The sequence below is a fragment of the Alphaproteobacteria bacterium genome (assembly GCA_016699305.1).
Lineage (GTDB): Bacteria > Pseudomonadota > Alphaproteobacteria.
This window is the reverse complement of sequence record CP064970.1, coordinates 1203409-1227384: the sequence shown is the minus strand read 5'-3', so window position 1 is coordinate 1227384 and position 23976 is coordinate 1203409. Positions and strand designations below refer to the sequence as shown.

General features: G+C 52.3%; 19 protein-coding genes. 9 read left to right on the top strand and 10 right to left on the bottom strand.

Annotated features, from left to right (window positions below):
• Positions 1-37: 37 nt before the first annotated feature.
• Genes IPI58_05740 through IPI58_05730 form a run of 3 tightly spaced genes read left to right on the top strand, consistent with a single transcriptional unit; the run spans position 38 to position 2534 of the window.
• Positions 38-685 carry a hypothetical protein gene (locus IPI58_05740; protein ID QQR68357.1) on the top strand — a complete coding sequence of 216 codons (648 nt, stop codon included), beginning with the start codon at positions 38-40 and terminating at the stop codon, positions 683-685.
• A gap of 5 nt (positions 686-690) precedes the next feature.
• Positions 691-1806, top strand: coding sequence for a hypothetical protein (locus IPI58_05735; GenBank protein QQR68356.1), 1116 nt, complete (start codon positions 691-693; stop codon positions 1804-1806).
• 41 nt (positions 1807-1847) lie between these two features.
• Positions 1848-2534: a helix-turn-helix domain-containing protein gene (locus IPI58_05730; protein ID QQR70056.1), complete on the top strand. Its 687-nt coding sequence runs from the start codon at positions 1848-1850 to the stop codon at positions 2532-2534.
• Positions 2535-2544: 10 nt separating this feature from the next.
• On the opposite strand, the gene IPI58_05725 is transcribed toward IPI58_05730, so the two are convergent.
• The 8 genes from IPI58_05725 to IPI58_05690 form a co-directional block, all read right to left on the bottom strand.
• On the bottom strand, positions 2545-3012 hold the full coding sequence (locus IPI58_05725; GenBank protein ID QQR68355.1) for a hypothetical protein: 468 nt from the start codon (positions 3010-3012) through the stop codon (positions 2545-2547).
• 260 nt (positions 3013-3272) lie between these two features.
• Positions 3273-6341, bottom strand: coding sequence for a DEAD/DEAH box helicase family protein (locus tag IPI58_05720; GenBank protein QQR68354.1), 3069 nt, complete (start codon positions 6339-6341; stop codon positions 3273-3275).
• 55 nt (positions 6342-6396) lie between these two features.
• Positions 6397-8124 (bottom strand): putative DNA binding domain-containing protein, encoded by a 1728-nt coding sequence (locus IPI58_05715; protein QQR68353.1) that lies wholly within the window; start codon positions 8122-8124, stop codon positions 6397-6399.
• Between the two features lie 9 nt (positions 8125-8133).
• Positions 8134-10110, bottom strand: coding sequence for a site-specific DNA-methyltransferase (locus tag IPI58_05710; protein QQR68352.1), 1977 nt, complete (start codon positions 10108-10110; stop codon positions 8134-8136).
• A gap of 4 nt (positions 10111-10114) precedes the next feature.
• Positions 10115-10792, bottom strand: a complete 678-nt coding sequence (locus IPI58_05705) for a DUF4391 domain-containing protein (GenBank protein ID QQR68351.1) — start codon at positions 10790-10792, stop codon at positions 10115-10117.
• Complete coding sequence (locus IPI58_05700) at positions 10789-14052, bottom strand: DEAD/DEAH box helicase family protein (GenBank protein QQR68350.1); 3264 nt, start codon at positions 14050-14052, stop codon at positions 10789-10791. Before IPI58_05700 ends, IPI58_05705 begins: the two co-directional genes overlap by 4 nt.
• Entirely contained in the window at positions 14049-15224 is a 1176-nt protein-coding gene (locus tag IPI58_05695) for a Fic family protein (GenBank protein QQR68349.1), read from the bottom strand. The genes IPI58_05700 and IPI58_05695 overlap by 4 nt, the downstream gene beginning before the upstream one ends.
• A 375-nt stretch (positions 15225-15599) precedes the next feature.
• Complete coding sequence (locus IPI58_05690) at positions 15600-15827, bottom strand: helix-turn-helix domain-containing protein (protein QQR68348.1); 228 nt, start codon at positions 15825-15827, stop codon at positions 15600-15602.
• 305 nt (positions 15828-16132) lie between these two features.
• Between IPI58_05690 and IPI58_05685 the strand changes: the two genes are divergently transcribed.
• The gene (locus IPI58_05685) at positions 16133-16375 is read left to right on the top strand and encodes a GIY-YIG nuclease family protein (protein QQR70055.1); all 243 of its coding nucleotides are present in this window, start codon (positions 16133-16135) and stop codon (positions 16373-16375) included.
• 305 nt (positions 16376-16680) lie between these two features.
• Here IPI58_05685 and IPI58_05680 read toward each other — a convergent pair whose 3' ends face one another.
• The gene (locus tag IPI58_05680; GenBank protein QQR68347.1) at positions 16681-17223 is read right to left on the bottom strand and encodes a lipocalin family protein; all 543 of its coding nucleotides are present in this window, start codon (positions 17221-17223) and stop codon (positions 16681-16683) included.
• Between the two features lie 392 nt (positions 17224-17615).
• On the opposite strand from IPI58_05680, the gene IPI58_05675 reads away from it, so the two are divergent.
• From IPI58_05675 to IPI58_05655, 5 genes are all read left to right on the top strand, one after another.
• Positions 17616-18773 (top strand): hypothetical protein, encoded by a 1158-nt coding sequence (locus IPI58_05675; GenBank protein QQR68346.1) that lies wholly within the window; start codon positions 17616-17618, stop codon positions 18771-18773.
• A 444-nt stretch (positions 18774-19217) separates the two neighbouring features.
• Positions 19218-20474 carry a transcription termination factor Rho gene (gene rho / locus IPI58_05670; protein QQR68345.1) on the top strand — a complete coding sequence of 419 codons (1257 nt, stop codon included), beginning with the start codon at positions 19218-19220 and terminating at the stop codon, positions 20472-20474.
• Between the two features lie 92 nt (positions 20475-20566).
• Positions 20567-21319 (top strand): COQ9 family protein, encoded by a 753-nt coding sequence (locus IPI58_05665; GenBank protein ID QQR68344.1) that lies wholly within the window; start codon positions 20567-20569, stop codon positions 21317-21319.
• 140 nt (positions 21320-21459) lie between these two features.
• A complete protein-coding gene (locus IPI58_05660; protein ID QQR68343.1) occupies positions 21460-22191 on the top strand; it encodes a methyltransferase domain-containing protein in 732 nt (243 codons plus the stop codon).
• A 379-nt stretch (positions 22192-22570) separates the two neighbouring features.
• A complete protein-coding gene (locus IPI58_05655) occupies positions 22571-23242 on the top strand; it encodes an orotate phosphoribosyltransferase (GenBank protein QQR68342.1) in 672 nt (223 codons plus the stop codon).
• Positions 23243-23332: 90 nt separating this feature from the next.
• Here IPI58_05655 and IPI58_05650 read toward each other — a convergent pair whose 3' ends face one another.
• Positions 23333-23929, bottom strand: a complete 597-nt coding sequence (locus IPI58_05650) for a hypothetical protein (GenBank protein QQR68341.1) — start codon at positions 23927-23929, stop codon at positions 23333-23335.
• Positions 23930-23976 lie beyond the last annotated feature (47 nt).

The window sequence follows — 23976 nt, the reverse complement described above, 5'->3', positions numbered from 1 at the left end:
ATTGATGTTTTAGTTTATCTTCATTATGAATTTAACCATGATCGAAGCTCGTCAGATTCGCGCTGCTCGGGGGCTGCTCGGCTGGGATGTCGCCGTGCTTAGCGGCTTATCAGGCGTCAGCCGCCATTCTCTCAAAAACATTGAGGGCGGCAAGGCAACGCCGCGCTCCGACATACTGGCCGCTCTTGAAGATACTTTCTGTCGCGCGGGAATTGAATTCTTGGCGGGCCCAGGCGTTCGTCTGCGTGATGAAAACCTAATGATAATTGAAGGGAAAGATGCCGGTCAAAAATTGTTGGATGACGTATATCAGACAATGCGCGATCAAGGGGGCGATGTTCTTATCACAGGTGTTGATGAAGATAAGGCTGGCGCTGAAATTGACGAATCATTTGTCAAAGACCATTTAGAGCGTCTTGCGCAGGCAAATATCAGTGAGCGCATTTTGATCTGCGAAGGGGCAAGTCAACTTGACTCTCCAATCACAAAATACCGACATATATCGGATCAATATTTCAATCCTTTTGGCTTTCTGATCTATGCCGATAAGGTTGCGATGATTGGCTGGGAGACGCCTGATAAAGCCATCATTATTCAAAATGAGGCATTAGCAGAAAGCTATCGCTGCTTATTTAATTTTGTGTGGGATCACGCTGAAACTCCAAGACCTCCATCCGAGGTTTGAATCCGATGAACAACACTATCCCCATGATCAGTCGTTCTAAGAAAAATAAAACTCATGACGCATCGCTTTTGTCATGGGAGGAGGAATTCGAGAATCTCCCCAATGTCTTTCGTGTTAATCGCTTTTCACCAGATATCCGGTACGTAAAGGAGATTCTGGAGTCTGCCAAGGATGAAGAAGACAGTTATCTTACATCGCTTGCTTATTACCTTTTTACCGGGAGAGATGGATTATGGGGATATGGAGGAGTGGAATCGTTGGTTTTGGTAAGCTGGCATCCTAACTTGCGCGGGCGGATTCTTATCTTCCCGCAACTGGGGAATCAGCAACCCAATCTGATTGAGTCTTTGGTGCAAGAGATGCCTCCTCCTCCAGCGGGAGCGCAGCTCGCGCGGATCAAGCCTCAGAACGCGCCCGACGCTATACGCTTTCTCAGCGATGCGCTCCCAGTGTGGAAAGGCAAAGCCAGTCTACAGCCCGAAGATATTCTGGATTGGCTTTATCCGGCCCATGTCATTGACACGCGCCTTGTGGCTGAAGCAAAGCGAAGTTGCCTTAAAGGGGTGCGCAATAACGTCAATCGATTGGCCTCACTCAAGCCTGAAGTGGTTGGTTTGCAGAATATCGGCCATCCCGACATGCTGATACATCTGGCCAGGCGCTGGGCGTATATGCGCGATCCGCACAGGATCGAAGAGTTGATCGATCCATATCAAAAATTGGCGACTATGGTCTTTGACCAAAGCTTGGGTCTGCAAGGACAGGCCGTTCTTATTGACGGCAAGGTCGAAGCTTTCTGTGTTTGGGACCCTCCGAAAAACAGCCGGGGCATGGCAACGGGCCTGGCAACACTTCATAATCCAGCGATATCTGGGTTATCTGATTATCAATACAACAAAATGTGCGCGACTCTTGCCCGACAAGGCGTGGGATTGCTTAATCTCGGAGGCTCGGAAACCTCCGGGTTGGATTGGTTCAAACGTAAATTTAAGCCCGCCCATAGTTATCCTTTGTGCTCCATCGACATCCGGTATCATCCGCTGTCTCACATAAACCTGCCCGCCACGGTTCGTGATGCGGATGGCGGTCGTCCTTTGCTCCGCTCTCGGCGAGGCAATTGAATGTTTTTGCAATCAAGCAGCTGGAACGGCATAAAACGACGATGATCACAGCAAAGCAGATCCGCGCCGCACGCGCCTTGCTGGAGTGGAGTCAGGACGATCTCTCCAAGGTCGCCAGTGTCTCCAAAGCTGCAATCAAAAATATTGAAACCAGCCTCACATCGCCGCGCCTAAAAACAATCACCGATCTTCAGGCTGCGCTGGAAAAGGCCGGGATTGAGTTCACTTCCGGCAACGGTGTTCGGATACGGGACGCGACCTTGCATGTTTGGCAAGGACCTGATGCGCAAGCGCAGCTGGCCGAGGATATCTACCGGACCTTGCGTGATCAGGGAGGCGAGGTTCTGATTGCTGGAGTCGAGGACGGCGCTCAACTCAGTCTGGCCGAGATTGATGTCGTTCGAACGCATATTCGCCGTCTCATCAAGGCGGGAATTCGTGAGCGGGTGCTCCTCAAAGAAGGCGACGACCATTTCATAGCCCCCTGGTTTTGGCACCGCTGGATCAAGCCCAAATACTTTAATCCTTTCCCGATCAAGCTCTACGGTTCCAAGCTGGCGATGGTTACCCGCAAGCCAGCCGACAAGATCATCGTCATCGACAATCCTCATTACGCCGAAAGCTACAGGCGTCTGTTTAATTTTGTTTGGGATCGCGCGACCGTGCCACCAGAGCCGACAGACACCATGAGAATCAGCGAAGAAAGCCGCAGCGGGACAGAGGGCTGATTTGTTCGGTTCAGGGCTTTTGAGAACCGGCGCATGTCGGCAATAGCCCGAGTGCGCATGACCAGAAGCGCATCGTGACGCCGTCGCTGAATTTTTCCAGCCCATAGAACTGCCCATCCTTCCCTTGCAACACCACCAACGCCGCGCTTGGAGTGGAGGGACCGGAATTGCCTTCGAAGGCGATGGTGGCGATGCCGCTGCGCTCCTCCACCAAGGATGTATCTGGCGGTATCGGCCTTGCCCCCAGGTCAATCCATGCCCGCAGGCCATCGGGGGCGAGATCGGTTATCCACCAACGGGCGAAATCTCCGTTCGCGTCGGACGTCAATGTGAAGCTCTTCCACTCCAATATCTGGTCAGCGAAGTTCTGCAGACGGTAACTGTCTACCCCCACCACCGTCGAGCGTGGAATGCCCGGCAGATCGACCGCCGCTCCCAAATGCAGAGCAAGATCATCGATGGGATCGGATGTGTGCATGGCAGAATCCAGAGCGGAGGTGAGATCCACTCGTGCAGTGTAGGGCCTGAAGAGAAGCTGTCAACTTGGAGTGTTCGCATTGCGCGCGGCCCGCATCGGCTTTGATATTGTCGGGCATTGGCAGCACCATACACCCATGCGGCAGTATTTGCTGCGAACCAACCGATCCTGCACGCCCAGACGCGCACCGGATTCTGAGTTACAGGTCGCATAGGCAGGATGGCCGTTGAAGAACTTCCCTCCTTATTTTTCTAGAAAGGTTAAGACTTCACCTTGATTCCAACCACGTCCATCAGCTTGCTGAAGCTGTCGACCACGTCGTACTTAACCTTTTCCTTCTCAATCTTCACGTTGATCTTGTCGAAGAATTTGCGGGCGCATTCGATCTTTCTTTTTTCAATCTCACGCAACTCCATGGACGACATGCTGCCCTTCGTCTCGGCGACGAAGTAGATGTATTTGACCTTGCCCTCAGTAAAGGAAATGGCCCAGTCGGGGTTATAGTCACCCACGGGCGTGGGGATCAGGAAGCCGCGCGGGAGTTTGGCATAGACGACGACCTCGGCACTGGTATCCAATTCGCGCACAAAGGTGCGTTCGTTTTTGGAATCTGTGATGACGTAGTCGTAGATGTGCTTCTTGAGCTTTTCGCTGGCCTTGGTGAAGTCCTGACGGCTTTGCCCTGCCGTAAAGATGCTGGCGTCATAGGTTCCCGCCACCTCGTCATAGGCGAGCTTCTCGATGATGATCGTCGCCTTTTGCTCGTTGATCAGACGCGAGGCTTCGGCGATAAAATGTTCGGGGTTCTGTTTGAACTGGTCAAAAACAACCTTTTCTATGCCGCCCAGAATATCCGCCAGCGTTTTTCTGGTCAGGTGAACATTCTCGGCGATTTTGCCCAGTAGGTCATATTTAACCGATGAAGCGATAGAGGCGTTTAACACGCCCGTCTCTGTATTTTTCAGCGTAAAGCCCTCGCCATCGGCCAGCTGCGTGTCAGTGATCTGGTCGCCCTGAATACCCGCATGGATGGTGTATTGAAGCGGCGAGACCTTAAGCTCGCTGTTCAGGGTGGAGATGCATTTCCCGATAAGCTCGGCGGAGTCAAAATCAACACGGTAGACGGCGCGCTTGTTGATCCGCGCCCACAACTCCTGAAATTCTTTCTTATTGAAATTGTCGTTGAGCGGGTTGGGCTTCGGTTTGCGGTCATCGCCAGGCTGGGGCAACTGGGATTCGCTGAACACGCTGTCGATCAGGCGGTAAATACCATCGGCATGGGGGGCTATCTCCTCCGGCAATGCAGCCAGCGTGCCTTCTTCCTTGGCCTTGTGGTAGGTATCGCTGATCTTGTCGCTGTCGTCCGTGTAGTCGTTTTTAACAAGGTAGCGATAAATCTGCTTCGCCAGCGCAGGCGTGATTTCCAGCGTGCCTCCGTCGGTGGTCGGAATAACCTTGCCAATGAAATAGTCCTCGTCGGCCTTGTGCGGGCGAGCTGAGAGAGAGTCGCTGATTTCCTTCTGAAGATTGCCCACGAAGTCCTTGTAGCTCTCGCTGGCCACAACGGTAAGAATGTTAATATCGTGGACGGTGACCGGATGATCCATGCGGTCGCCGTTCTGGTTCACGGAAAGGCGCAGCCCGCGCCCGACTTCCTGACGGCGGGAGATGGTGTTGTCGCTGTGCTTAAGCATGCACATGACAAAAACGTTAGGGTTATCCCAGCCCTCCCGCAGGGCGGAGTGAGAGAAGATAAAGCGCACAGGCTCTTCAAACGATAAGAGCTGCTCTTTTTTCTTCAAGATAAGGTCATAGGCATCCACATCGCTGGACAAGCCTGCGTTTTCGCCACGGGTTTCAACATCAGGATCAACATCGCGCTTGGTTTTCTTATCGATAGAAAAATATCCCGCATGCGTTGATGCTGGGTCGATACCCTCAAGATGCTTGCGCCAATCGTGATGATCCAGCGCCAGCGTACCCAGATATTCCTGTTTTGCGTTTTCGTATTCTTCCTCGAAAATGCGGGCGTATTCGCCTTTTTCATCCTCGCGGCTGTAGTCGCGGTATTTCACAACTTCGTCGATGAAAAACAGCGACAAAACCTTGATCCCCTGCGCGAACAGCGCGGCTTCTTTCTCAAGGTGCGCTTTAATCGTTTCGCGGATTTGAATGCGGCGGATGGCAGCTTCGGTTACGTCGCCCGTAGCATCGCCAACCGTCAGGACTTCGCCGTTTGTAAATTCAACAGTGTCTTGCGTGTAGTCGATTTGCGAGATGACAAAGCCTCTATATTGGTCAAGGCCGCCTGAGAGGTCGTAAAGGTTGTCGCCCTTGTTCAGGCGTTTGACGACCCGCTTGATACCGCTTGCCTGCTTAATTTCCATTTCCACCTTGGCGACAGGCGGCGCGTTTTTAGAGATTTGGATGGATTCCAGATAAAGGAACGCTTTCGTCCCTGCCAACCCCTTCACGGTAATACCCCGCACCGCGATTTTCTTGACCAGCTTCTGGTTATAGGCATCGAGCGCGTCCAGGCGATGCACCTTGTTGTGGGCAACCTTATGCGTAGCGGAATAGCGCAGGATCATGAGCGGTTTGAATTTCGGCAGAGCCTCCATGGTTGCCGCACCGCCCATCTTCTGCGGTTCGTCAAGGATCAGGATCGGGCGGTTGCTGGAAATAACGTCAATCGGCTTGCGGGATTGGAAGTCGTCCAATTCCTCATAAATACGGCGGTTATCTGCCCCGCGCGCGGCAAAAGCCTGAATATTGATGATCATGACATTGATGCCCGCATCGGAAGAGAAACTCTCCAGATGGTGCAGCTGCTTGGAATTATAGATAAAGAACCGCGCCTTCTTGCCGTAGCTTTCCGTGAAGTGATCGGCGGTAATCTCGAATGATTTATAAACCCCTTCGCGGATAGCGATGCTGGGAACCATGATAATGAATTTGTTCCAGCCATACCGCTTGTTCATCTCAAAGATGGATTTGATGTAGCAGTAAGTTTTGCCTGTGCCTGTCTCCATTTCGACGTCCAGATTGATCTTGCATCCGGCACTGACCGCAAGCTGGTCGGACAGAGGCAGATTCTGGCGTTTCTGCACGGCATGGATGTTCTGGATCAGTTGCGTATCGGTCAAACGCAGATCGGCGTTGCGAAAGCCTTCATATTCGGACTCTGGCCGGTAATGCTCGCCTTTCTTTATGATGCCTGGGTCAATGCGATAGGACGCGACTGTCACAAGGGGCTGCCCCGCAAAGCAATCCACCACGGATTCCACGGCATTGGTCTGATAGGGCTGGACTTTAAATTTGAGCTTCATAGAGATCTTTCCTTGCACGGCATGCGGCGCTTAACCTATTGACATTCAAGGTATATCATCCTTCTCTTTCTTTAAAAGCTTTCTTAGCTTTCTTATTTTCTTTCTTAGAATGTTCGCTGTCTGTGCTTGTTATTCTCCATATAGGAGACATTCTTGATCCGGCATTATGTATTATTCTCTTTATTCTCATCTGACTAAGAATATTGCCAACCTTATTCCTTTTTTGCTCTTCGCTTAAAGCTTCACCCATATTTGGCAGCAGCATCTCGTCAATATCCTTACGCGAGGCCTCTCCAAACTTGGTGAGCCAATGGATAACGCGCTCTTCCATGAAGGCTGTATCCACTGCCCTCGTGCGAATGTACTCGAGCTTCTTATTCGTTGCAGCCGCCACGACAGCTGAGACGTGAAAGTGAGGCTTCCGCCCTTCAATCAGTTTTGATTGCTTCAAGTGTCGGATTTCTTCATCTCGAATTGGAAGCTTCTTCTGAACCCTGTCCAGTGCCAACACATCCGCGAGCGATAGATCTGTCTTTTGCATCAACATCTGGCTATAGGCGGGATCGACAACGCCGCCATAGATGGTCATCCGAACCGCAGTCTGTTCTGAAAGATCATAATCAGGGAGAGGAAAATAGCGTTTGGCCTGGCCCTTGTTCATTCTGTGAATGCCAGACCCCATCGTGTCGATCATGCCCAGTTCAACCATCGCCTGCACAAGAAACGGATTGCGGTAGCGACGCGGGGTTTTCTCTCCAAGAACATAGTCGTCAGGTTGGCCTTCGTAGAAAGCCCCCTCATTCTCGAAAATCAGCTTGTCGGAACGCTCGATGACGTTGATGCGTCCGTTTCGGATGTAGTCCTGATGGGCAATACAGTTATGCAAAGCTTCCAGAACAATCTTCTGGTCGTACTTCGATATTTCATATGGTACCAGCTGCCAGCTGGGAAGCAGACGAATCTGGATATTGCGGATCTTTTGGTAAAGCTGTGTGGTTGTGAACAAGAATGGTGTACCAAAATGCTCATAGGCGTTCTCAGTGCCTTCCAGCTTCCAGATCATTTGCGCCGGATGGGGGGAAAGCAGATAGGCCGACTCCGACTTGCCAAGAAGCAAAAGGGCCGCGCGTGTAATCTTGCCGCCTTGCGTGATTTTTGCGCGATCCAGAAAAGTTTGCAGCGACCAATGCTCCATTTCCTCGGCGAAGGGACGATTGGCGTATTTTTTGGCAAAAGACTCACGAGCTTTCTGAACGGCGGTTTCATCCAGATCGTTCATTGTCGCATTAGGAACAATTTGTGCAGACCAATCTGTAGTAAGTGTCTGGTTACGGATGGCATCTTCTTTATCACGCGCAAGAGGCATTAAACTCTCACCAGCTCTAGAATAATTAAATCCTTTCCATCCTATAATAATTCCCCGTGGCCCGGCCGGAATTTCAAACAGAACAACGCGACCATCAGGCGATATTAATTCATAAATATTTGTGAATGTAGTGCCTCTGGGGTCAACCTCATTTGCTATTTGTACTTTAGTGCTTTGTAAGCGGTCAATGTCCGTACGATATTCCGTGCCTATAACTTGGCGAGTTTCATCATCAATACCAAAAACAAGCCACGCATTTTTAAGGCCTCGCAAATTGGCTTCGTTCGACAAGGCAGAAAAATATTTCCCGATTTTATCGGTATCATAATCATTGCCAACCTCCTTGAATTCCACCACTTCGTTTTCCCATGTGGCAATCAAGGTGTTAAGTAAGTTTTGTAGCGCTGCCTGATCCATGCTTCCTCCTTAAATCGATTTCACTTCGGTGGCGGAGGAAAGCTGCTTGAAGATTTGATCGACATTGATCTTCACAGCATCGCTGGTAAAGCCGTTGTCGCGGAAAACCACCCGCAGCGGCTTGCGCGAGGCCAGCTCCTTCACAAAGTCTTCGGAGATATCCGTATCAAAACAGGCGGCCAGCGCGTTGCCATCCACAAAATAGACCTGCTTACCCGCCAGTTTTTCGCGGGCGATGGGCAAGGTCAAATCCACGCCCCAGTCCAGCAATACCTGGAACAGAAGGTCTTCGGCATTGGCGCGGTCGGGTTTGATGTTGTCCACGGACTTCAGCAGATCGCTCTGCTTCACGGCATCCGGCACATAATAAATGTCAGCCATGTTCGAGGTGTCGATTTTCAACACGCGGAAGCCGATGTCGAGGGTTGGGTGTTCAGGCACTTTATCGCCGCCCCCAAGCCGGTCGACAAGTGTATTTGATATGCAATTTACATACTGTTGTTCAGCAATTTTTCTTCCAGCGCGGCGGATTCGTTCTTTAGAAATTTCGGCAATGGTTTTGTATCCCGCCTTGAATGCCTCAGACTTAGGGTCACATTCTTCCGGCAACTGAACCATGATGAATTTACGGTTCCCGCCATCCTCAGAGTTCTGCGCCAAAACAGCGTGCGCGGTTGTCGCTGAGCCAGAGAAAAAATCTAATATAGTAGAGTCTCGGTTTGACCCAAGCATTAGAAGTCTTCTTATGTACGCAGTTGATTTGGGAAACTCAAAAAGTTTATCCCCATCAAATATTTCTTTCAGCTCAGCGGCTCCGCCACCAAAATTCATAACGTTTTTAGGGGCGTTATAGCCGCTTTGTTGGAATTTAAGAGTATAAGTTCCATCCTTATTAGGAACAGCAACGACCTCTGATTTGCGAGCCAAGAACATATCAAGGCCCCAGCGCCAACGATGTAGCTTTTTGTTTCTGAAGCCCGGCCTTATAGGTATATAGCCTTTATGCAAGAGTTCTTTGTTGTCTTCGTATACTTGCTCGACTTCGTTAAGATGTATTCTGGATTTATCATAGTCGGCCAAGGGAATGAGATCTTTGCTCTTGGGATTGAAATATATCGTATATCCCATATCGGTGCGGGTTTCTAACGGAGTTGGCGCATCATTCAAATTTCTTAGACTGTCTTCGACTTCATCAACCCTGTTTACGACGACTTTCAGTTTATCTTTAGAGTAAACCAAACAATATTCCGCATTGCTTTGAATCCTAACCCCATCTCCGGATTGATTTGCTCCAGTTATAAGTGCAATTTGAGAAATAAAATTTTCAGAACCAAAAATTTCATTACAAATTGAACGTAGATTATGCGTTTCTCCTTGGTCTATAGAAATAAAGATTAGACCATCTTCGGAGAGTAAGTTTTTGCAAAGTTTAAGTCTTGGATATAGAAATGATAACCAGTCGGAGTGAAACCGACCATTTGATTCAGGATTTGCAACTAGTGGAAGCCCTTCATCACTTTTCTGATTTGATTTTATTAAATATGATTCAACATCATCAGAAAAATCGTCTTCATAGATAAAATCGTTCCCCGTATTATACGGCGGGTCGATATAGATCATCTTGATCTTACCGAGATAGGTTTCCTGCAAAAGCTTGAGGGCTTCGAGGTTATCGCCCTCGATGAACAGGTTCTTGGTGGTATCGAAATTGACGCTTTCGTCGCGCGCGGGGCGAAGCGTTTTGGCGATAGGCGCGTTGGCGGTCAGCAAGGCTTCGCGCTTGCCTGGCCAATTGAGATGATAGCGTTCCTGCGACCCTTCCACGATGGAATCGCTCAGCTCCTGCTTGAGCTGGTCAAAATCCACGGCCAGTTTCAGCTTGCCGCTTTCATCCCGTGCCTCGGTCACGCAATTGGGGAAGAGTTCGCGGATACGGGCAATATGATCCTGCGTCAGGTCTGGCGTGTGCATTTTCAGTTTTTCCATGGGTTCATTCGCTCCTTAATGTCTTGCCCGTCAAATCCGCGATTTCTTGCTGTATCGTGCGGATATTGGCATTGATTTCAACCTTGCGGTTAAACTGTTTTTCCTTGCCCAGTCGCGCCTCGGCCTTGGCGACTTCTTGCTGGCGTGTGCGGATCGTATCGACCCGCGCGATATGATCGGATAGGCTTTCCCCGTGTTTTGCCGGATGGGGAATGATCGCTCGCAGCAATTCGGCATACAGGGCGGCCAGATCAAGCATGATGGGCAGAGCCGCGCGCGGCGCATCTGCCGCCAGCCACGGCGTTTCAAAATAACCGCTTAAAACCCATTTCGCGCTGTCGGCCTCATTCGGTCGTTTGTAGCACGCCACGGCTTTGACCTTGCCGTCATAGGCAAGCTCGAAGAGGATGGGAAACGGTATGGCTTTGTCGATACAGCGCAGAACATCTTCTTTCAGCTCTCCCGTCTTGAGGGCGATGGTAAAAACCTGAATTTCCGGTACGGCCTTTGTGGCTTTGATGTTGATCGTCTCCGGTGCCAGCTTATACGCCCATGCGATTTGATCCACCTGACGAACAAACAAATCCTTCATCGCTGTGCTGGGGCCAGCATATTGGTAGATTTTTGTTTTAGGCAGAACGCGCCCAAAGGCGGCTTTCTGCGGATAAGCGAAGAGCGTCATGTCTTGCCCCCCTGAATAACCAGAAAGGCGATCAGCTCAAAATCATCAAGGCCGGAAATGGCATTGACGAGGGCAGTCGTCTTGCCACCACTGAAAAGGCTGTCGAGGTCTTTTTCTTCCTTCACTTCGATCATCGAGCGGATCGCCATTCCCAAAAGGTCAGAATACGGCTTCATGTTCCGCCCGTCGTCCGTTTCCTTGTTGAACAGACGGCATACGGCGGCGATAGGCTCGTCATACCCCTTGCTGCTGCTACGCACGAGGTCGAGCAGCTTTTTGGCCTCGGTATGGTTGGCAATGATCTGACCATCCTTGGCGATATAAACCAGATAATACGGATGCAGACGGTTCTGCTGGTTGATATTCACGCCGTCATTGCGGTTGCGCAGCGCAAAAATGACGCCAGGACTGAGACCAAGATCGGGCTGCGCAGGCACAACGGCGTGCATGCCCTTGGGAGCATCTTCCAGATCGCCGTGCTGTTTGACGTAGTTGATCAAATCCATACGGAAGTCGTTGAGGCCAAGGTCGGTGATGGAAACACCTGTTTTCAGGTCTTCCAGCTCGATCACTTCTTCCTGCAGGCGGCGGAGCTGTTCCTTGCGGTAAGCGACTTCGCTGCTCTTGGCGGTCAGGACGTTATCGTCGCCCGTGGCCGTCACGTCGGCAATAATCATGCGGTTTTCGACGCGCTCTTTCAGGTTGATATATTCGTCGAGCGAGATATCCGGCCAGTAATTGACCAGCTGGATGCTGGCGTTGGGGGAGCCGATACGGTCAATACGCCCAAAACGCTGGATAATCCGCACGGGGTTCCAGTGAATGTCGTAGTTGATCAAATAATCGCAGTCCTGAAGGTTCTGGCCTTCGGAGATGCAATCCGTGCCGATCAGAATGTCCAATTCGCCCTTTACTTCGGGCATGATCAACGCCTTTTCCTTCGCGCGCGGAGAAAAGAGCGTCAGGACAGCCTGGAAGTCATATCCCGTACCCAGTGTTGATTTCGGCGAGCCTTGCCCCGTTACCATGGCAACATTGATGCCGCCTTGGATACCCGCGATGTTTTTATAGAGGTACTGAGCGGTATCGGCGAAGGCTGTAAAAATCAAAATCTTCTTGTTACCGCTGTTGATAGGGTTGGCGATCTTGCCCGCGATCCGCGTTTTAAGGTCTTGGAGCTTGGCATCGTCCTCTGGCGTGATTTTGCGCATGGATTCCAGCAGCGCTTGGATCAGGTGCAGGTCACCGTTAAGGTCGCCTTTCCAGCGCGGCACGTCCATGTCGGACAGGCTAATTCTGACCTTGCCGCCGACGCTATTGCCGTCGTCCAACTCATCGATATTGTCCTCATCACCTTCCAGACGTTCTTCCATCCCTTCGGTGAAGTCGGTAACGCTGATATCCTGTCCCGATTCAAATCTGGCGATGGTAGTCAGCGTATTGGTGAGTTTGCCTTCCAGCATCTCCAGCGTCAGGCGGAAGGATTCCACCGAGCTTTCCAGCCGCTTGAGCAGATTGGTGGTCATGAGCGCTTGCAACGCACTTTCGCGGTCGGCCTGGCGGAATTTCCCGCGCGTCAATTCCGTATCATAAATTTCCTCATATTTCTTGAGACGGCTGGGCAGGATATAACTGATCGGCGCGTAGACGGCGAGTTTTAGCAGCGAGAGCTGGCCAAAAATATCGTTGAAGCCCATCACGTCTGTGCGCTGGGTTAGCGGGCAATGGATAGAGATGGGCTTGCGGCGTTCGGGGAATTTGCCGATGTCTGTTGTATCGTAGAACGTCTCGATATGCTTGCGCGAGCGGGCGATGGTTACACTGTCCAACACTTCAAAGAAGTCGAAGTCCAGCTTGTCAAGAATGGCGCGTGCCGTGCGCTCTTCAGGTGGCAATTCCGACCAGGCGTTAAAAGCAGATTGTGCGCGGCGGAAAATATCCTCAATACTGCGCTTGGTTTTCAGCTTTTCGTTTAGGTGGTTGGACTCGCCTTCATAGGCCAGCGCAAGCTGGTTCTTCAGATCGTTGAAGCGGTTATTGACGGGGGTGGCCGAAAGCATCAACACTTTGGTCTTCACGCCTTCGCGGATAACCTTGTTCATCAGTTTCTGGTAACGGGTCTCTCGTTCCTTAAAGACCTCGTTGTTTCGGAAGTTATGGGATTCGTCGATGACCACCAAATCGTAATTGCCCCAATTCACGCGATTGAGCGGAGTACCGAAAGATTCTCCCGATGTGCGTGACAGGTCGGTATGGCATAGCACCTCATAGCCGAAGCGATCCTGGGCGAAGATATTGGTCTTGAGGTTCTTGTTGTAATTGAGCCAGTTGTCCGCCAGCTTTTTCGGACACAACACCAGCACAGACTTGTTGCGAAGCTCGTAATATTTGACGACTGCCAGGGCCGTGAAGGTTTTACCCAACCCCACGCTGTCGGCGAGGATGCACCCATTATAGGTTTCCAGCTTGTTGATGATGCCAACAGCAGCATCACGCTGGTAATTGAACAACTTTTTCCAGACCAAACTGTCTTGATACCCTGTGCGGTCGTTCGGAAGAACGTCCTCGTTAATGTCCTCAAGAAATTCCTTGAAGATGTTGTAGAGCATCAGGAAGTAAATGCGCTCTGGCGCGTTCTCTTGGTACACTGACTCGATATGGTCGCAGATAGCATTGGTGACGTCCTGTAATTTGGCAGGGTCATTCCAAATCCGGTCGAAAAGCTGGAGGTATGTGGCGGTGTGTGCGCTGTCGCCAAAACGGTTGACGATATTGGAAACAGCATCGCCTGGCTGGTAACCTAAATCCACGGCGGTAAATCCATGCAGGGGCGCATAGGCTGTTTGTTGGGCATCATCGGCGATGCCGATAAATTGCTGCATCTGGAATTTTGTTTTGTTCGAGCGGAAGGCAGCTTTTTCGCGTATCCACTCCGCGCATTCCCTGGCAATCGCCCGTTGGGTCAGCTTGTTGCGAAGCTGGATTTCAAACTCGGAACCATAAAGGCTGCTCTCACGGTTTGCTCTAGGGATAAAAAATTCACGACGTTCCTTGCGAACCTTGTCCGTGACCTCGTCGGCAACAAAGGTTGGTGCGGTGAAAATGAATTCGAAAGATTTAACTTTGGACAATTCGGCCTTCAAGGCTTCATAGGCATAGATCGAAAAACACGATGCCGCGATCTTGACCTTGGACTTAGGTATAATCGATGTCTTAAGATCATCGCCAAGCAGGGCGTTTATATTGTCGATGATGTTCATCTTATCGGCTCCGTTCCCGCAGCCAGAATGTCCAGATAAGCTTCGTATGCGAAAATACGGTTGCGGGATTTTCCGGTCATTTCTTTCAACACGCCGATATCAACCAGCTTCTGCACTGTGCTGGTTGTGCTTGGTACAGAGATATCCAGCTCCGCCGCGACCTTCGTGATCGAAAGGTAAGGCTTTTTGAGCAGGTACTCGTGGATTTTGAGCGCGCTTTTTGATGCCTTTCCGATCTGGCTGATACGCACACGGTCGCGCTCCAGAAGGTCAATGATTTTTTTGGCATCATCGGCGGCCTGCGTGGCCGTCGCCGTCACACCATCAAGGAAGAAGTCACACCAGCGTTCCCAGTCGCCTTTGAGCCGAACGTCCTGCAGCAGATCGTAGTAAAGCTGACGGTGTTCCTTGAAATGCAAGCTGAGATAAAGGATCGGCTGCACCAGCACGCCATCGGCGCACAGCAGAAGCGTGATCAGCAAACGACCCAGACGGCCATTGCCATCGAGGAACGGGTGGATGGTCTCAAACTGGACGTGGATCAGCGCAGCTTTGACCAGCGCGGGGAGTTTCTGGTCTTCGTCATGCGCGAATTTCTCCAGATCGCTCATGAGGTCTCCGACCATTTCCGGCGGCGGCGGAACATACCGCGCCTTGCCAGGACGGATGCCGCCGATCCAGTTCTGTGAGCGGCGAAACTCGCCTGGGTCTTTGTTGGCACCGCGCCCGCCGCGCAGCAGAATTTTGTGCATCTCGCGGATCAGGCGCATGGAAAGCGGAAAGCCTTTCCGCATGCGCTCCAGCCCATGGTTCAGGGCGGCGATGTAATTAGAAACTTCCTCCACATCATCCACGGGGACGGAGGGGTTTTCTTCGTTCTCGAACAGCAGAAGGTCGGATAGCGAGGATTGCGTCCCCTCGATCTGGGAGGAAACTAACGCCTCTTTGCGGACGTACATATAAAGGAACAGGCTGATGTCCGGCAGCAGTTTGACCAACGCGTCGATCCCGCCCAAGGCTTTCATGGCCTGGTCAAGGGGCTTATAAAGGCGATCCATGTCGATGGCAGGCTGCGGGGGAAGCGCCGCCGGAACATAGGACTTGTAAGCCTCTCCAGCCGTGCTGCGGGAAACGTAGGTTCCAAGTCGTGTATTCGTGGCCGTTTTTGCCATTCTCGTCCGCTCCCAAAAGCCCCGCTTTCAGGCAAATCCTACCCTGAATACAAGAAAGCGTTGTTTAGGTTTAGGCTAAGATGCCTTAATATGAAAGCCCTTATTCAGGTGGGGAGGCATTTTTCAACAAGATCCAAAAACACACCCATTTACACCCGTTTCCGGCCAATCAGCCCCGCAATTCGCCCGTTTTGATGGGAGCCAACCTTAACTCCTTTTGCTCGTAAGCCTTGATGTCCGCGAGCCTGTAACGAATTCGTCCTCCGACTTTGATATAGGGGAGGCCAACACCCAGCCACCGCCAACGCTCCAGTGTGCTTGAGCTTATACACCAACGTTGACTGAGCTGCATTGAGGTTAAAAAGGCATCTTCAGTCATAACCTCATCTCTTCTCCCAAGAGGGTGCCTTCGTCCTTGGTGGTTTCGGTTCTCATCTGCCCGCGCTCATACGCTTCAATGTCTTCAAGCCTGTAAAGAACCCGCCCGCCGATCTTGAGGTGGACAGGCCCAATGCCTTCCCACCGCCAACGCTCCAAGGTGCGCGGACTGAGGTGCCAGCGTTCGCCAAGCTGGGATTGAGTCATCAGGATTGTACTTGCCATGACTATTCTCCTTTTCATGGTATGAATGCTTCATGTTCGCGGAAAGTCCACCAGAATGGAGCGGCGCATAAAACTGTCTGGATGATCGTCTGCGGATGCCGTAGCATTAATGCCTGAGTTCAGGGCTTGTTCTGGCTACTTCAGGCTTCTGCGAGAGAAGACTCAAGGTGTTGATGGCCAGCACACCGCCAGCCTTCGCCCTAAGAAGGGCTTCGGCTGGCTTACGCCAGACGGAGCAAAACAAAAAAGGGAAGGCTGCCCTTCGAAGCCTTGGCGTAGGAGGGCTGGTTAGGACAGGCAATCCTATGTTCTACGTCTACCTCATTCAAAGCGATGCTTTTCCCGATCAACGCTATGTCGGATACACAACCGATCTAAAAGAACGCTTGAAAACGCACAACGCCGGCGGCTCCGTTCATACGTCAAAATACAAGCCTTGGCATTTAGTCAGCTATCACGCCTTTGCCAATAAACGCAAAGCACAGGAATTCGAATACTATCTCAAATCCGGTTCCGGCAAGGCTTTTGCCAATAAGCGGTTTTGGTGAGAATTAGGCTCCATCTGATTGCCAGATAGGCCAAAACTCTCTAAAAGTTATGGTAGCTGTTGACTCGGTACGGCACTGTTGAGTCAACAGGTTCAGCGGCGGTTGCGGCGGCAATGCAGGCGGCAAAAAGGCTTGATAGCTTTCTCCCGCTGCCACACTGCACCGTACATAAGAGCCGAGGCGGCTTTGATTGCCGGACATGGCCTTCCTTTCTTTGTGATTCCTAGAAAGAAAGGATTAACCATTTTCCTTCTTTTTGTGGCCGAAAACGAGCGGTCAGGCCCGATCAGGCCTAAATGACGACCTTACTGCTTTGTCGATCTTAGCAGCCCAAGGTCGTATCCCATATCCGCCGCACGGGCTTTGACCGTTTTCTCCATCGCGTCGGTTGGATGCGGCGTCCTGAAGAGCAGCCAAAGATAACGCCCGGACGGTTCGCCTACAATCGACCAATCGTAAGCTTCGCCGTGATCAAGAATCCAATAGTTCCCATAGAAAGGCCAGAAGAACGACACGCGCAGCTTTGCGTTTTGGCTGCCGTCCACGACGTAGGCTTGGGCTTCTGCCGATTCAACAGGAGCATCAAGCCGCTCTCTGCGACAAGAATTGAGAACTTTGATTTTGCCGTCCGGGCGCAAGCTGTAATCAGCCGTAACGGCCTCGCAGCCCTTTTGGAAGCTGGCTTCATAGCGGGCGATCTCATACCAGCGTCCAAGATATTTTTGTAGATCAACAGCCTTTGCCGGTTCTGGCACAGCAGGACTGCCAACAGGCCCCTGGGCGCACCCAGTGACAGCCATAAGCGCAGCAAGGAATAATGGCTTTAGCAGCTTTACAGCCTTTGTCATATGAGACGACCTTCCTTGGGACAGATGGATTTTTCTGCTTTCCCCTAACAAAGAAGATCGTAACTCAAGCCATGTAATTCAACCCCACCAATTCGAATGAGAAAATGGGATTCGAACCAGCAATTCGCGCGACGGGAAAATTTCCTGCATAATCAGCTTGTTGGGTGTATAGCAATTCTCGTGCGAGTTTCGTGTCCACCGCCATATATGCATATTATACCATTGTTTATAAATGATTTGATTGTTCGCTTCTTTATCCTACCCACACCACCGAATAAAAAAACCGTAATCCCCAAGCCGTTATTTTAGGCCGATAGGGTTTGGGGGGATTCTTGTATTGCATAACCCGATAAAATTGATTATATTTTTCATATAAAAATATTGGGTGGCGCATGTCTGAACAAATTGAAACAGAAGTTAAATTAAAAATTCACGTTGACCCGTCTTTCCTGTGCGTTGGTGATGATGTTGTTCGTTTGAATCGTAAGATTGCTTACCAAGCTTTGGTTAATCTTAATCAGGTTACAAAAGGCAGTGATCTCGAACGGGCAATTGACCGCGCCATCAAACATGTTGAAGTGTACGATGCGTCGCCTATCATTGTCACGTCAGTTCCTGGAGAAAATGTACGGCCATTGCTGATGAGTTACAATACAGGGAGGCGCGGAGAAGGGAATGATGCATATGCCATCACCACATCGTCCTTGCGCGACTACATGAAATGGTCAGCATTGCGGGAAAGTTTTACACGTAGCGGTGTGCCAGTACATACGCATATGTTACCGAGCTCAGTCGGATCGCGCGGCGTATGGCCGCGTGATTTCTACTTCAAAATTGGCAATCATGCTTTCTTCCCTGACCCGGATGTCATGGCAGATCATTATTTCATGAACGATGAGTTGCGTCAGAAGATAAAAGAAGCCCATCAGGATATTGTAAAAGTTGTAACTGCTGCTGGAATCACTCCCGTCATTTTGAACGAGATCGATTTTGAGGGGGGAGATATTATCACTGATCCGGTCGAGAATTATTTATTCTGGGGCTATCGTTATTACCCGAGTGAAGAAGATCGCCAAGACATGAAGGATGCGATTTATCAACACACCGGAATGGAATATAAGGTTGTGCCGATAGAACGGGATGGCCGTCGTTACGGCCATTTGGATATCGGAATGTCACCGATGTTACCAAATAATCATTTTTTTGTATCTTGTACTTTAGGACGTGATGGCGGTGGACTATATGAGGGATACGAAAGCTTAAAAAGATGTATCGGATCCACCGATAGATTGAATCTTCGATTCAGAAAAGATCAAAGCAACCGGGTCATTACGGTCAGTGGTCATGATTCATTCGAACACCTCATGACAAATTTAATATCGATCGGACCTGTTGTCTTCATGTCACATTGTGATAAAGGCTGTAGAGATAGATTGTCGGCAGATGGAATTGTGGTGAATGCGCCATCGTACACAGGACCGCTCACACCAGGTTTTAAATGTCGCAATATAGGCGATGGTGGCGTTCGGTGCCTCACAAACGAATTATAAATAGCCAAAAAAAATCGTAACTTCCAAGCTGTTATTTTAGGCCGATAGGGTTTGGGTAAGGTTTCCTTGGGGTTTGGCGAGGCTTCTCAGGTTATTCCAGCCGTGTTTCCTGGCGGTTGAGATTTTATAGAACGGAGGGCGGCGAAGGTCTCGGCTCCGGCTCTTGAGCGGAATCCGCCGCAGGGCGGCCCCATGGCTTGACGCGAAGCCGCGAATCCGTTAACAATTGCGGTCAATTGGACGGCATGAAAAAACGACTGGCGAACGCGAGACGGATTCGATAGAATCGCGGCAGTCGCTTTGATCTTGCCCGTTTGTTCCGCACCGACTTCTCTGGCGCAAACGCCCGCTCCCCCCGCCGATACATCTTGTAAAAAAACGGCATGGGGTTTTTCCCCGAGCGAGACGCAACCTACCCACCAACACCTCAGGACGCACAACACAATGAATCTTCAGGAACTGAAATCCAAGACGCCCGCCGCGCTTTTGGCGCAAGCCGAGGAACTGGGCATCGAGAACGCCAGCGCGCTGCGTCGGCAAGACATGATGTTCAGCATTTTAAAGACCCTGGCCGAACGCGGTTCGGACATCACCGGCAGCGGCGTGCTTTCGGTCCAGATGGACGGGTTTGGATTTTTGCGTTCGCCCGAGGCCAATTATCTGCCGGGTCCTGACGATATCTATGTCTCGCCGGTTCAAGTGCGACGCTTGGGGTTGCGCACCGGCGACACGGTGGAGGGCCAGATTCGCGCTCCCAAGGAGGGCGAGCGTTATTTTGGCCTGCTTAAAATCAACACCGTGAATTTCGAAGAGCCAGAAAACCTGCGCCACCGCATCAATTTCGACAATCTGACCCCGCTGCATCCAGACAAGATGCTCAAGCTTGAGGTCGAGGACCCCACCAAAAAGAACTTCACCAGCCGGATCGTCGATCTGATCTGCCCGCAAGGTAAGGGCCAGCGCGGCCTGGTCGTCGCCCCGCCGCGCACGGGTAAGACGGTGATGCTGCAAAACATCGCCCATTCCATCACCTCGAACCATCCCGAGATTTATCTGATCGTCCTGCTGATCGATGAACGCCCCGAGGAAGTCACCGACATGTCGCGCTCGGTCAAGGGCGAGGTGATCAGCTCGACTTTTGACGAACCGGCGGTGCGTCATGTCCAAGTCGCGGAAATGGTGATCGAAAAGGCCAAACGCCTGGTGGAACACAAGCGCGACGTGGTGATCTTGTTGGACAGCATCACGCGGCTGGCGCGCGCCTATAACACGGTGGTGCCCAGCTCGGGCAAGGTGCTGACCGGCGGCGTGGACGCCAACGCCTTGCAGCGTCCCAAACGCTTTTTCGGCGCGGCGCGTAATATCGAGGAAGGCGGCAGTCTGACCATCATCGCCACCGCCCTTGTCGATACCGGCAGCCGCATGGACGAGGTGATCTTCGAAGAGTTCAAGGGCACCGGCAATTCCGAAATCATCCTAGACCGCAAGATTTCCGACAAGCGCATCTTCCCGGCCATCGACATCACCAAGTCCGGCACACGGCGCGAGGAATTGCTGGTGGATAAGGGCACATTGTCGAAGATGTGGGTCCTGCGCCGCATCCTGATGCCCATGGGCGTCACGGACGCCGTGGAATTCCTGATGGACAAGCTGAAGCACACCAAGACCAACGGCGATTTCTTCGACTCGATGAACCAATAGCCTGGCACCGCCCTGGCGCGGCGTTGATCGGTGTCTTGACCTGTCGCGGGATTCGGTCGAGCATGGACATATCGTGTTGATGAGGATCACAGATGGCCAAATCCACCCGCCCGAAAGCCGCCAAAGCCGCTGCCGCCAAGCCCCGCAAAAAGGCGGCGCGTCCGGCCAGCCCCGCAACGCCCGTGACCGAGCAAGATATCCGTGCCCGATTGCTTCAATCGGCGCTTCGTCAGGTGCCGTTCGAAGGATGGTCGCATGCCTCGTTGATGGCGGCGGCGACGGAATGCGGCGTGTCTTTGGCCGAGGCGATGGAGGCCTTCCCCGCCGGCGCGCCCGATCTGCTGGACGCCTATGCCGCTTGGGCTGATGAATCCATGGCCCATGCCTTTGAGAAAACCAAAAATTTGGCCAAGTTGAAACTGGGCGAGCGTGTCGCCCTGGCCGTTCGCCTACGGCTTGAGGCCCTTGCGCCGCACCGCGAGGCCGAGCGTCTGGCCCTGAATTTCCTGGCTCTGCCGCCTCATCCCTTTTTGGGGCTGCGTTTAATCAACCGCACCGTGAACGCCATCTGGCGCGCGGTAGGGGACGAGTCGGTCGATTTCAGCTATTACACCAAACGCCTATCTCTGGCGGGCATTTACGCCGCGACACATCTGTATTGGCTGCGCGATTCATCAGACGACCACGATGCCACATGGCGCTTCCTGGATCAGCGTTTGCAAAACCTGGCCTCCTTCACGCGCCTTCGGCGCAAGGCCGGCCAGACGGTGCGGGACAAAGCCATGTTCGCGGCTGATAGACTGCGCCAGCGCGCGCGTCGTGGATCGGCGGGTTTTGGGGTTTAATGACACGTTTCACATGCTTTCGTACCGACCGAATGCCCCCAGCATTAACCCTTTCTTTACTTGGCCAACCCATTGCTTAGGACGTGTGTCCGCGCCTGCGTGTCGCGACATCGGCCGAGAAAATCAAGAGAGGGCATGCCATGACTGTCAAGACCTACGCCGCCACCGAGTCGGATGCCCAGCGTAATCGGCTGGTCTGGATGCAGAATATCGATGAAGAAGTCTCGTATTGGCGCGACGTTTTAGACGGCAAGGAAAGGCTGAGCGGAGAAATCAATTGGCGGCTTGATCCGGCCACCGAGCTGGATAACGCGCATCAACAGGCCCTGGGGCCCGTGGATGCCGGCCAGATACCCAGCGTGCTGGATGTCGGCGCCGGACCGCTGACCCCGGTCGGCAAATCCTTGAATGGCAGGCGCATCCGCCTGGTCGCGGTTGATCCGTTGGCCGATGCCTATAACGAATTGCTCGACGAACGCAAAATCATCCCGACGATCCGCACCCGCTTTGCAGAGGGCGAAAGACTTCAAGACCGCTTTCCCCCCGACAGCTTTGATCTGGTCACCAGCAGCAATTCCATCGACCATTCCTATGATCCGTTGTCCTATGTCGATTCGATGCTGAGCGTGGTCAAGCCCGGCAAGAACGTTTTGGTGATCGGTTGCATCAACGAAGGCCAGCATGCCCAATATCACGGCCTGCATCAGTGGAACATGGATGCCAGCCAAGGTCGGTTGGAGTTCTGGCAGCCTCAAGGCCAACGCATGGCCGTGGCCGAGGTGCTTAAAGACAAGGTCGTCAGCGAGCAGATGATCTTTCCCCATCCTTACGGCGATCGGTGGTTTGCCTCAATCCTGAAAAAGAGAGGCTAGACCCTCTGGGGCGTTAGCTTACCACCCGCCATTCGCGCTGACGCTGAATCGCAGACTCCTTTCTGGAATCCAGCACCATCGGCCAGGTTAGGAGATGGACTCCCGCCTTCGCGGGAGTGACTCATATGGAGAGGGAGGCTCACGACAAGGCATGCCCTATTCATATGAAACCCATTCTCTCGACGGGTCATGCTCGCGCAGGCGAGCATTCATCACCTGTCATTCGTGCCTGTGCTGAATCGCAGATTCTTCATCTCAATCACAGTGGTTGACGCCGCCTCATAGGCCTTTGTGAACCGTGCCTAATGGGGGCGTTAGCCTTAGGCGACGGGCTGTGCTAGATACGGGGCCATCCGCCCTTTTGGATAGGACTGCCCCGATGACCGAATTGACCCCCCATGCCCGCCGCACCGCGCGGTTGTTGTTCGAGATCAACGCCGTTTTGTTCAACGCGGACAAGCCCTTTATCTTCACCTCGGGTCGCGCCAGCCCGGTCTATGTGGATTGTCGGCGCATTCCCTCTTTCGTGCGGACGCGCCGCGCCATCATGGAGATGGGCGCGCAGATGTTGTTGGACCAGGCCGGGGCCGAGGCTTTTGACGTTGTGGCGGGCGGCGAGACGGCGGGCATCCCCTATGCCGCCTTTTTGGCCGAACAGATGGACCTGCCGATGATCTATGTGCGCAAACAGCCCAAGGGCCATGGCCGCAACGCCCAGATCGAGGGCGAATTGCGCGAAGGCCAGCGCGTCTTGTTGGTCGAGGACCTGGCCACCGATGGCGGCAGCAAAGTGCGTTTTTGCCAGGCTCTACGGGATGCCGGGGCCATCGTCGAACATATCTTCGTGGTCTTCCATTACGGCATTTTTGCCAAAAGCCAGCAGACCATGGACGAACTGGGCGTGCGCTTGCATGCGCTGGCCACCTGGTGGGACATGCTGGCCGTGGCGCGTGAGGACAAACGCTTTGACCTTGCCACCTTGGACGCCGTGGAGTCCTTTCTGCGCGACCCCATCACCTGGTCCCGCGCCCATGGCGGCAAAGAGGATTGAGGGTCAAACGGGCTATGGGTAATGTTTTAAGGGCGGAGGCAGCAAAGTGCGTTTCCGTCTCATCATATCCTTAGAAATCGGCAAACCCCATTAAGGGTGTGGAGGAAGCCTGATCCCGGTCGCACGTTCAAAGGCTGGGCGACGCATTGCCGCCAGAACACTCCGCTTCCACAAGGCAATTGATGAGCAATCCCGATATTTCTGCGCCGGGTGAGGCAGAACGATGCGGCAGGTATCCTCGGATTCCAGTCCAGTCAACAGGGGCAACCTATTGGTTTGAAAACGGGTTATACCCAGTCCCTCCAGGCAGGGCCGCGTGAAATACATCGCCACACGATCATCATGCACCGTGTGAATCGATGTTTTCTTATGATCCAGCATCCACTGGTTCGCGCCAAAACGCAGCACCACGACATCGGGATGATCGTTATACGCGGGCGCAATCTCGATCATGCAGTTGCTTGCCCAATCGGCAGGGACCTGCGGGTGTGGCGAGTCGAAAAAGAAGGCCGGAACAGGTCTCCCTTTAACTTTAATTTCCTCTTGGGGCATCCGTCCCGCTTTGTGACCGAGCATGGCGGCGACTTGCATACAATATTCGTCTAGAAGATCGAGCATGGCGGCGACTTGCATACAATATTCGTCTAGAAGATCGAGGTGAACGTCTCTCTCCGTCTTGGATTTCATGCTTGTAACCGTGCCGTCCAACATGACCTGCTCCCACTCGTATCAAG

Excerpts from the sequence above, each read along its gene's own strand:
- IPI58_05740 (QQR68357.1), top strand. The coding sequence starts at position 38 with ATGATCGAAGCTCGTCAGATTCGCGCTGCTCGGGGGCTGCTCGGCTGG.
- IPI58_05735 (QQR68356.1), top strand. The coding sequence starts at position 691 with ATGAACAACACTATCCCCATGATCAGTCGTTCTAAGAAAAATAAAACT.
- IPI58_05730 (QQR70056.1), top strand. The coding sequence starts at position 1,848 with ATGATCACAGCAAAGCAGATCCGCGCCGCACGCGCCTTGCTGGAGTGG.
- IPI58_05725 (QQR68355.1), bottom strand. The coding sequence starts at position 3,012 with ATGCACACATCCGATCCCATCGATGATCTTGCTCTGCATTTGGGAGCG.
- IPI58_05720 (QQR68354.1), bottom strand. The coding sequence starts at position 6,341 with ATGAAGCTCAAATTTAAAGTCCAGCCCTATCAGACCAATGCCGTGGAA.
- IPI58_05715 (QQR68353.1), bottom strand. The coding sequence starts at position 8,124 with ATGGATCAGGCAGCGCTACAAAACTTACTTAACACCTTGATTGCCACA.
- IPI58_05710 (QQR68352.1), bottom strand. The coding sequence starts at position 10,110 with ATGGAAAAACTGAAAATGCACACGCCAGACCTGACGCAGGATCATATT.
- IPI58_05705 (QQR68351.1), bottom strand. The coding sequence starts at position 10,792 with ATGACGCTCTTCGCTTATCCGCAGAAAGCCGCCTTTGGGCGCGTTCTG.
- IPI58_05700 (QQR68350.1), bottom strand. The coding sequence starts at position 14,052 with ATGAACATCATCGACAATATAAACGCCCTGCTTGGCGATGATCTTAAG.
- IPI58_05695 (QQR68349.1), bottom strand. The coding sequence starts at position 15,224 with ATGGCAAAAACGGCCACGAATACACGACTTGGAACCTACGTTTCCCGC.
- IPI58_05690 (QQR68348.1), bottom strand. The coding sequence starts at position 15,827 with ATGGCAAGTACAATCCTGATGACTCAATCCCAGCTTGGCGAACGCTGG.
- IPI58_05685 (QQR70055.1), top strand. The coding sequence starts at position 16,133 with ATGTTCTACGTCTACCTCATTCAAAGCGATGCTTTTCCCGATCAACGC.
- IPI58_05680 (QQR68347.1), bottom strand. The coding sequence starts at position 17,223 with ATGACAAAGGCTGTAAAGCTGCTAAAGCCATTATTCCTTGCTGCGCTT.
- IPI58_05675 (QQR68346.1), top strand. The coding sequence starts at position 17,616 with ATGTCTGAACAAATTGAAACAGAAGTTAAATTAAAAATTCACGTTGAC.
- rho (QQR68345.1), top strand. The coding sequence starts at position 19,218 with ATGAATCTTCAGGAACTGAAATCCAAGACGCCCGCCGCGCTTTTGGCG.
- IPI58_05665 (QQR68344.1), top strand. The coding sequence starts at position 20,567 with ATGGCCAAATCCACCCGCCCGAAAGCCGCCAAAGCCGCTGCCGCCAAG.
- IPI58_05660 (QQR68343.1), top strand. The coding sequence starts at position 21,460 with ATGACTGTCAAGACCTACGCCGCCACCGAGTCGGATGCCCAGCGTAAT.
- IPI58_05655 (QQR68342.1), top strand. The coding sequence starts at position 22,571 with ATGACCGAATTGACCCCCCATGCCCGCCGCACCGCGCGGTTGTTGTTC.
- IPI58_05650 (QQR68341.1), bottom strand. The coding sequence starts at position 23,929 with ATGAAATCCAAGACGGAGAGAGACGTTCACCTCGATCTTCTAGACGAA.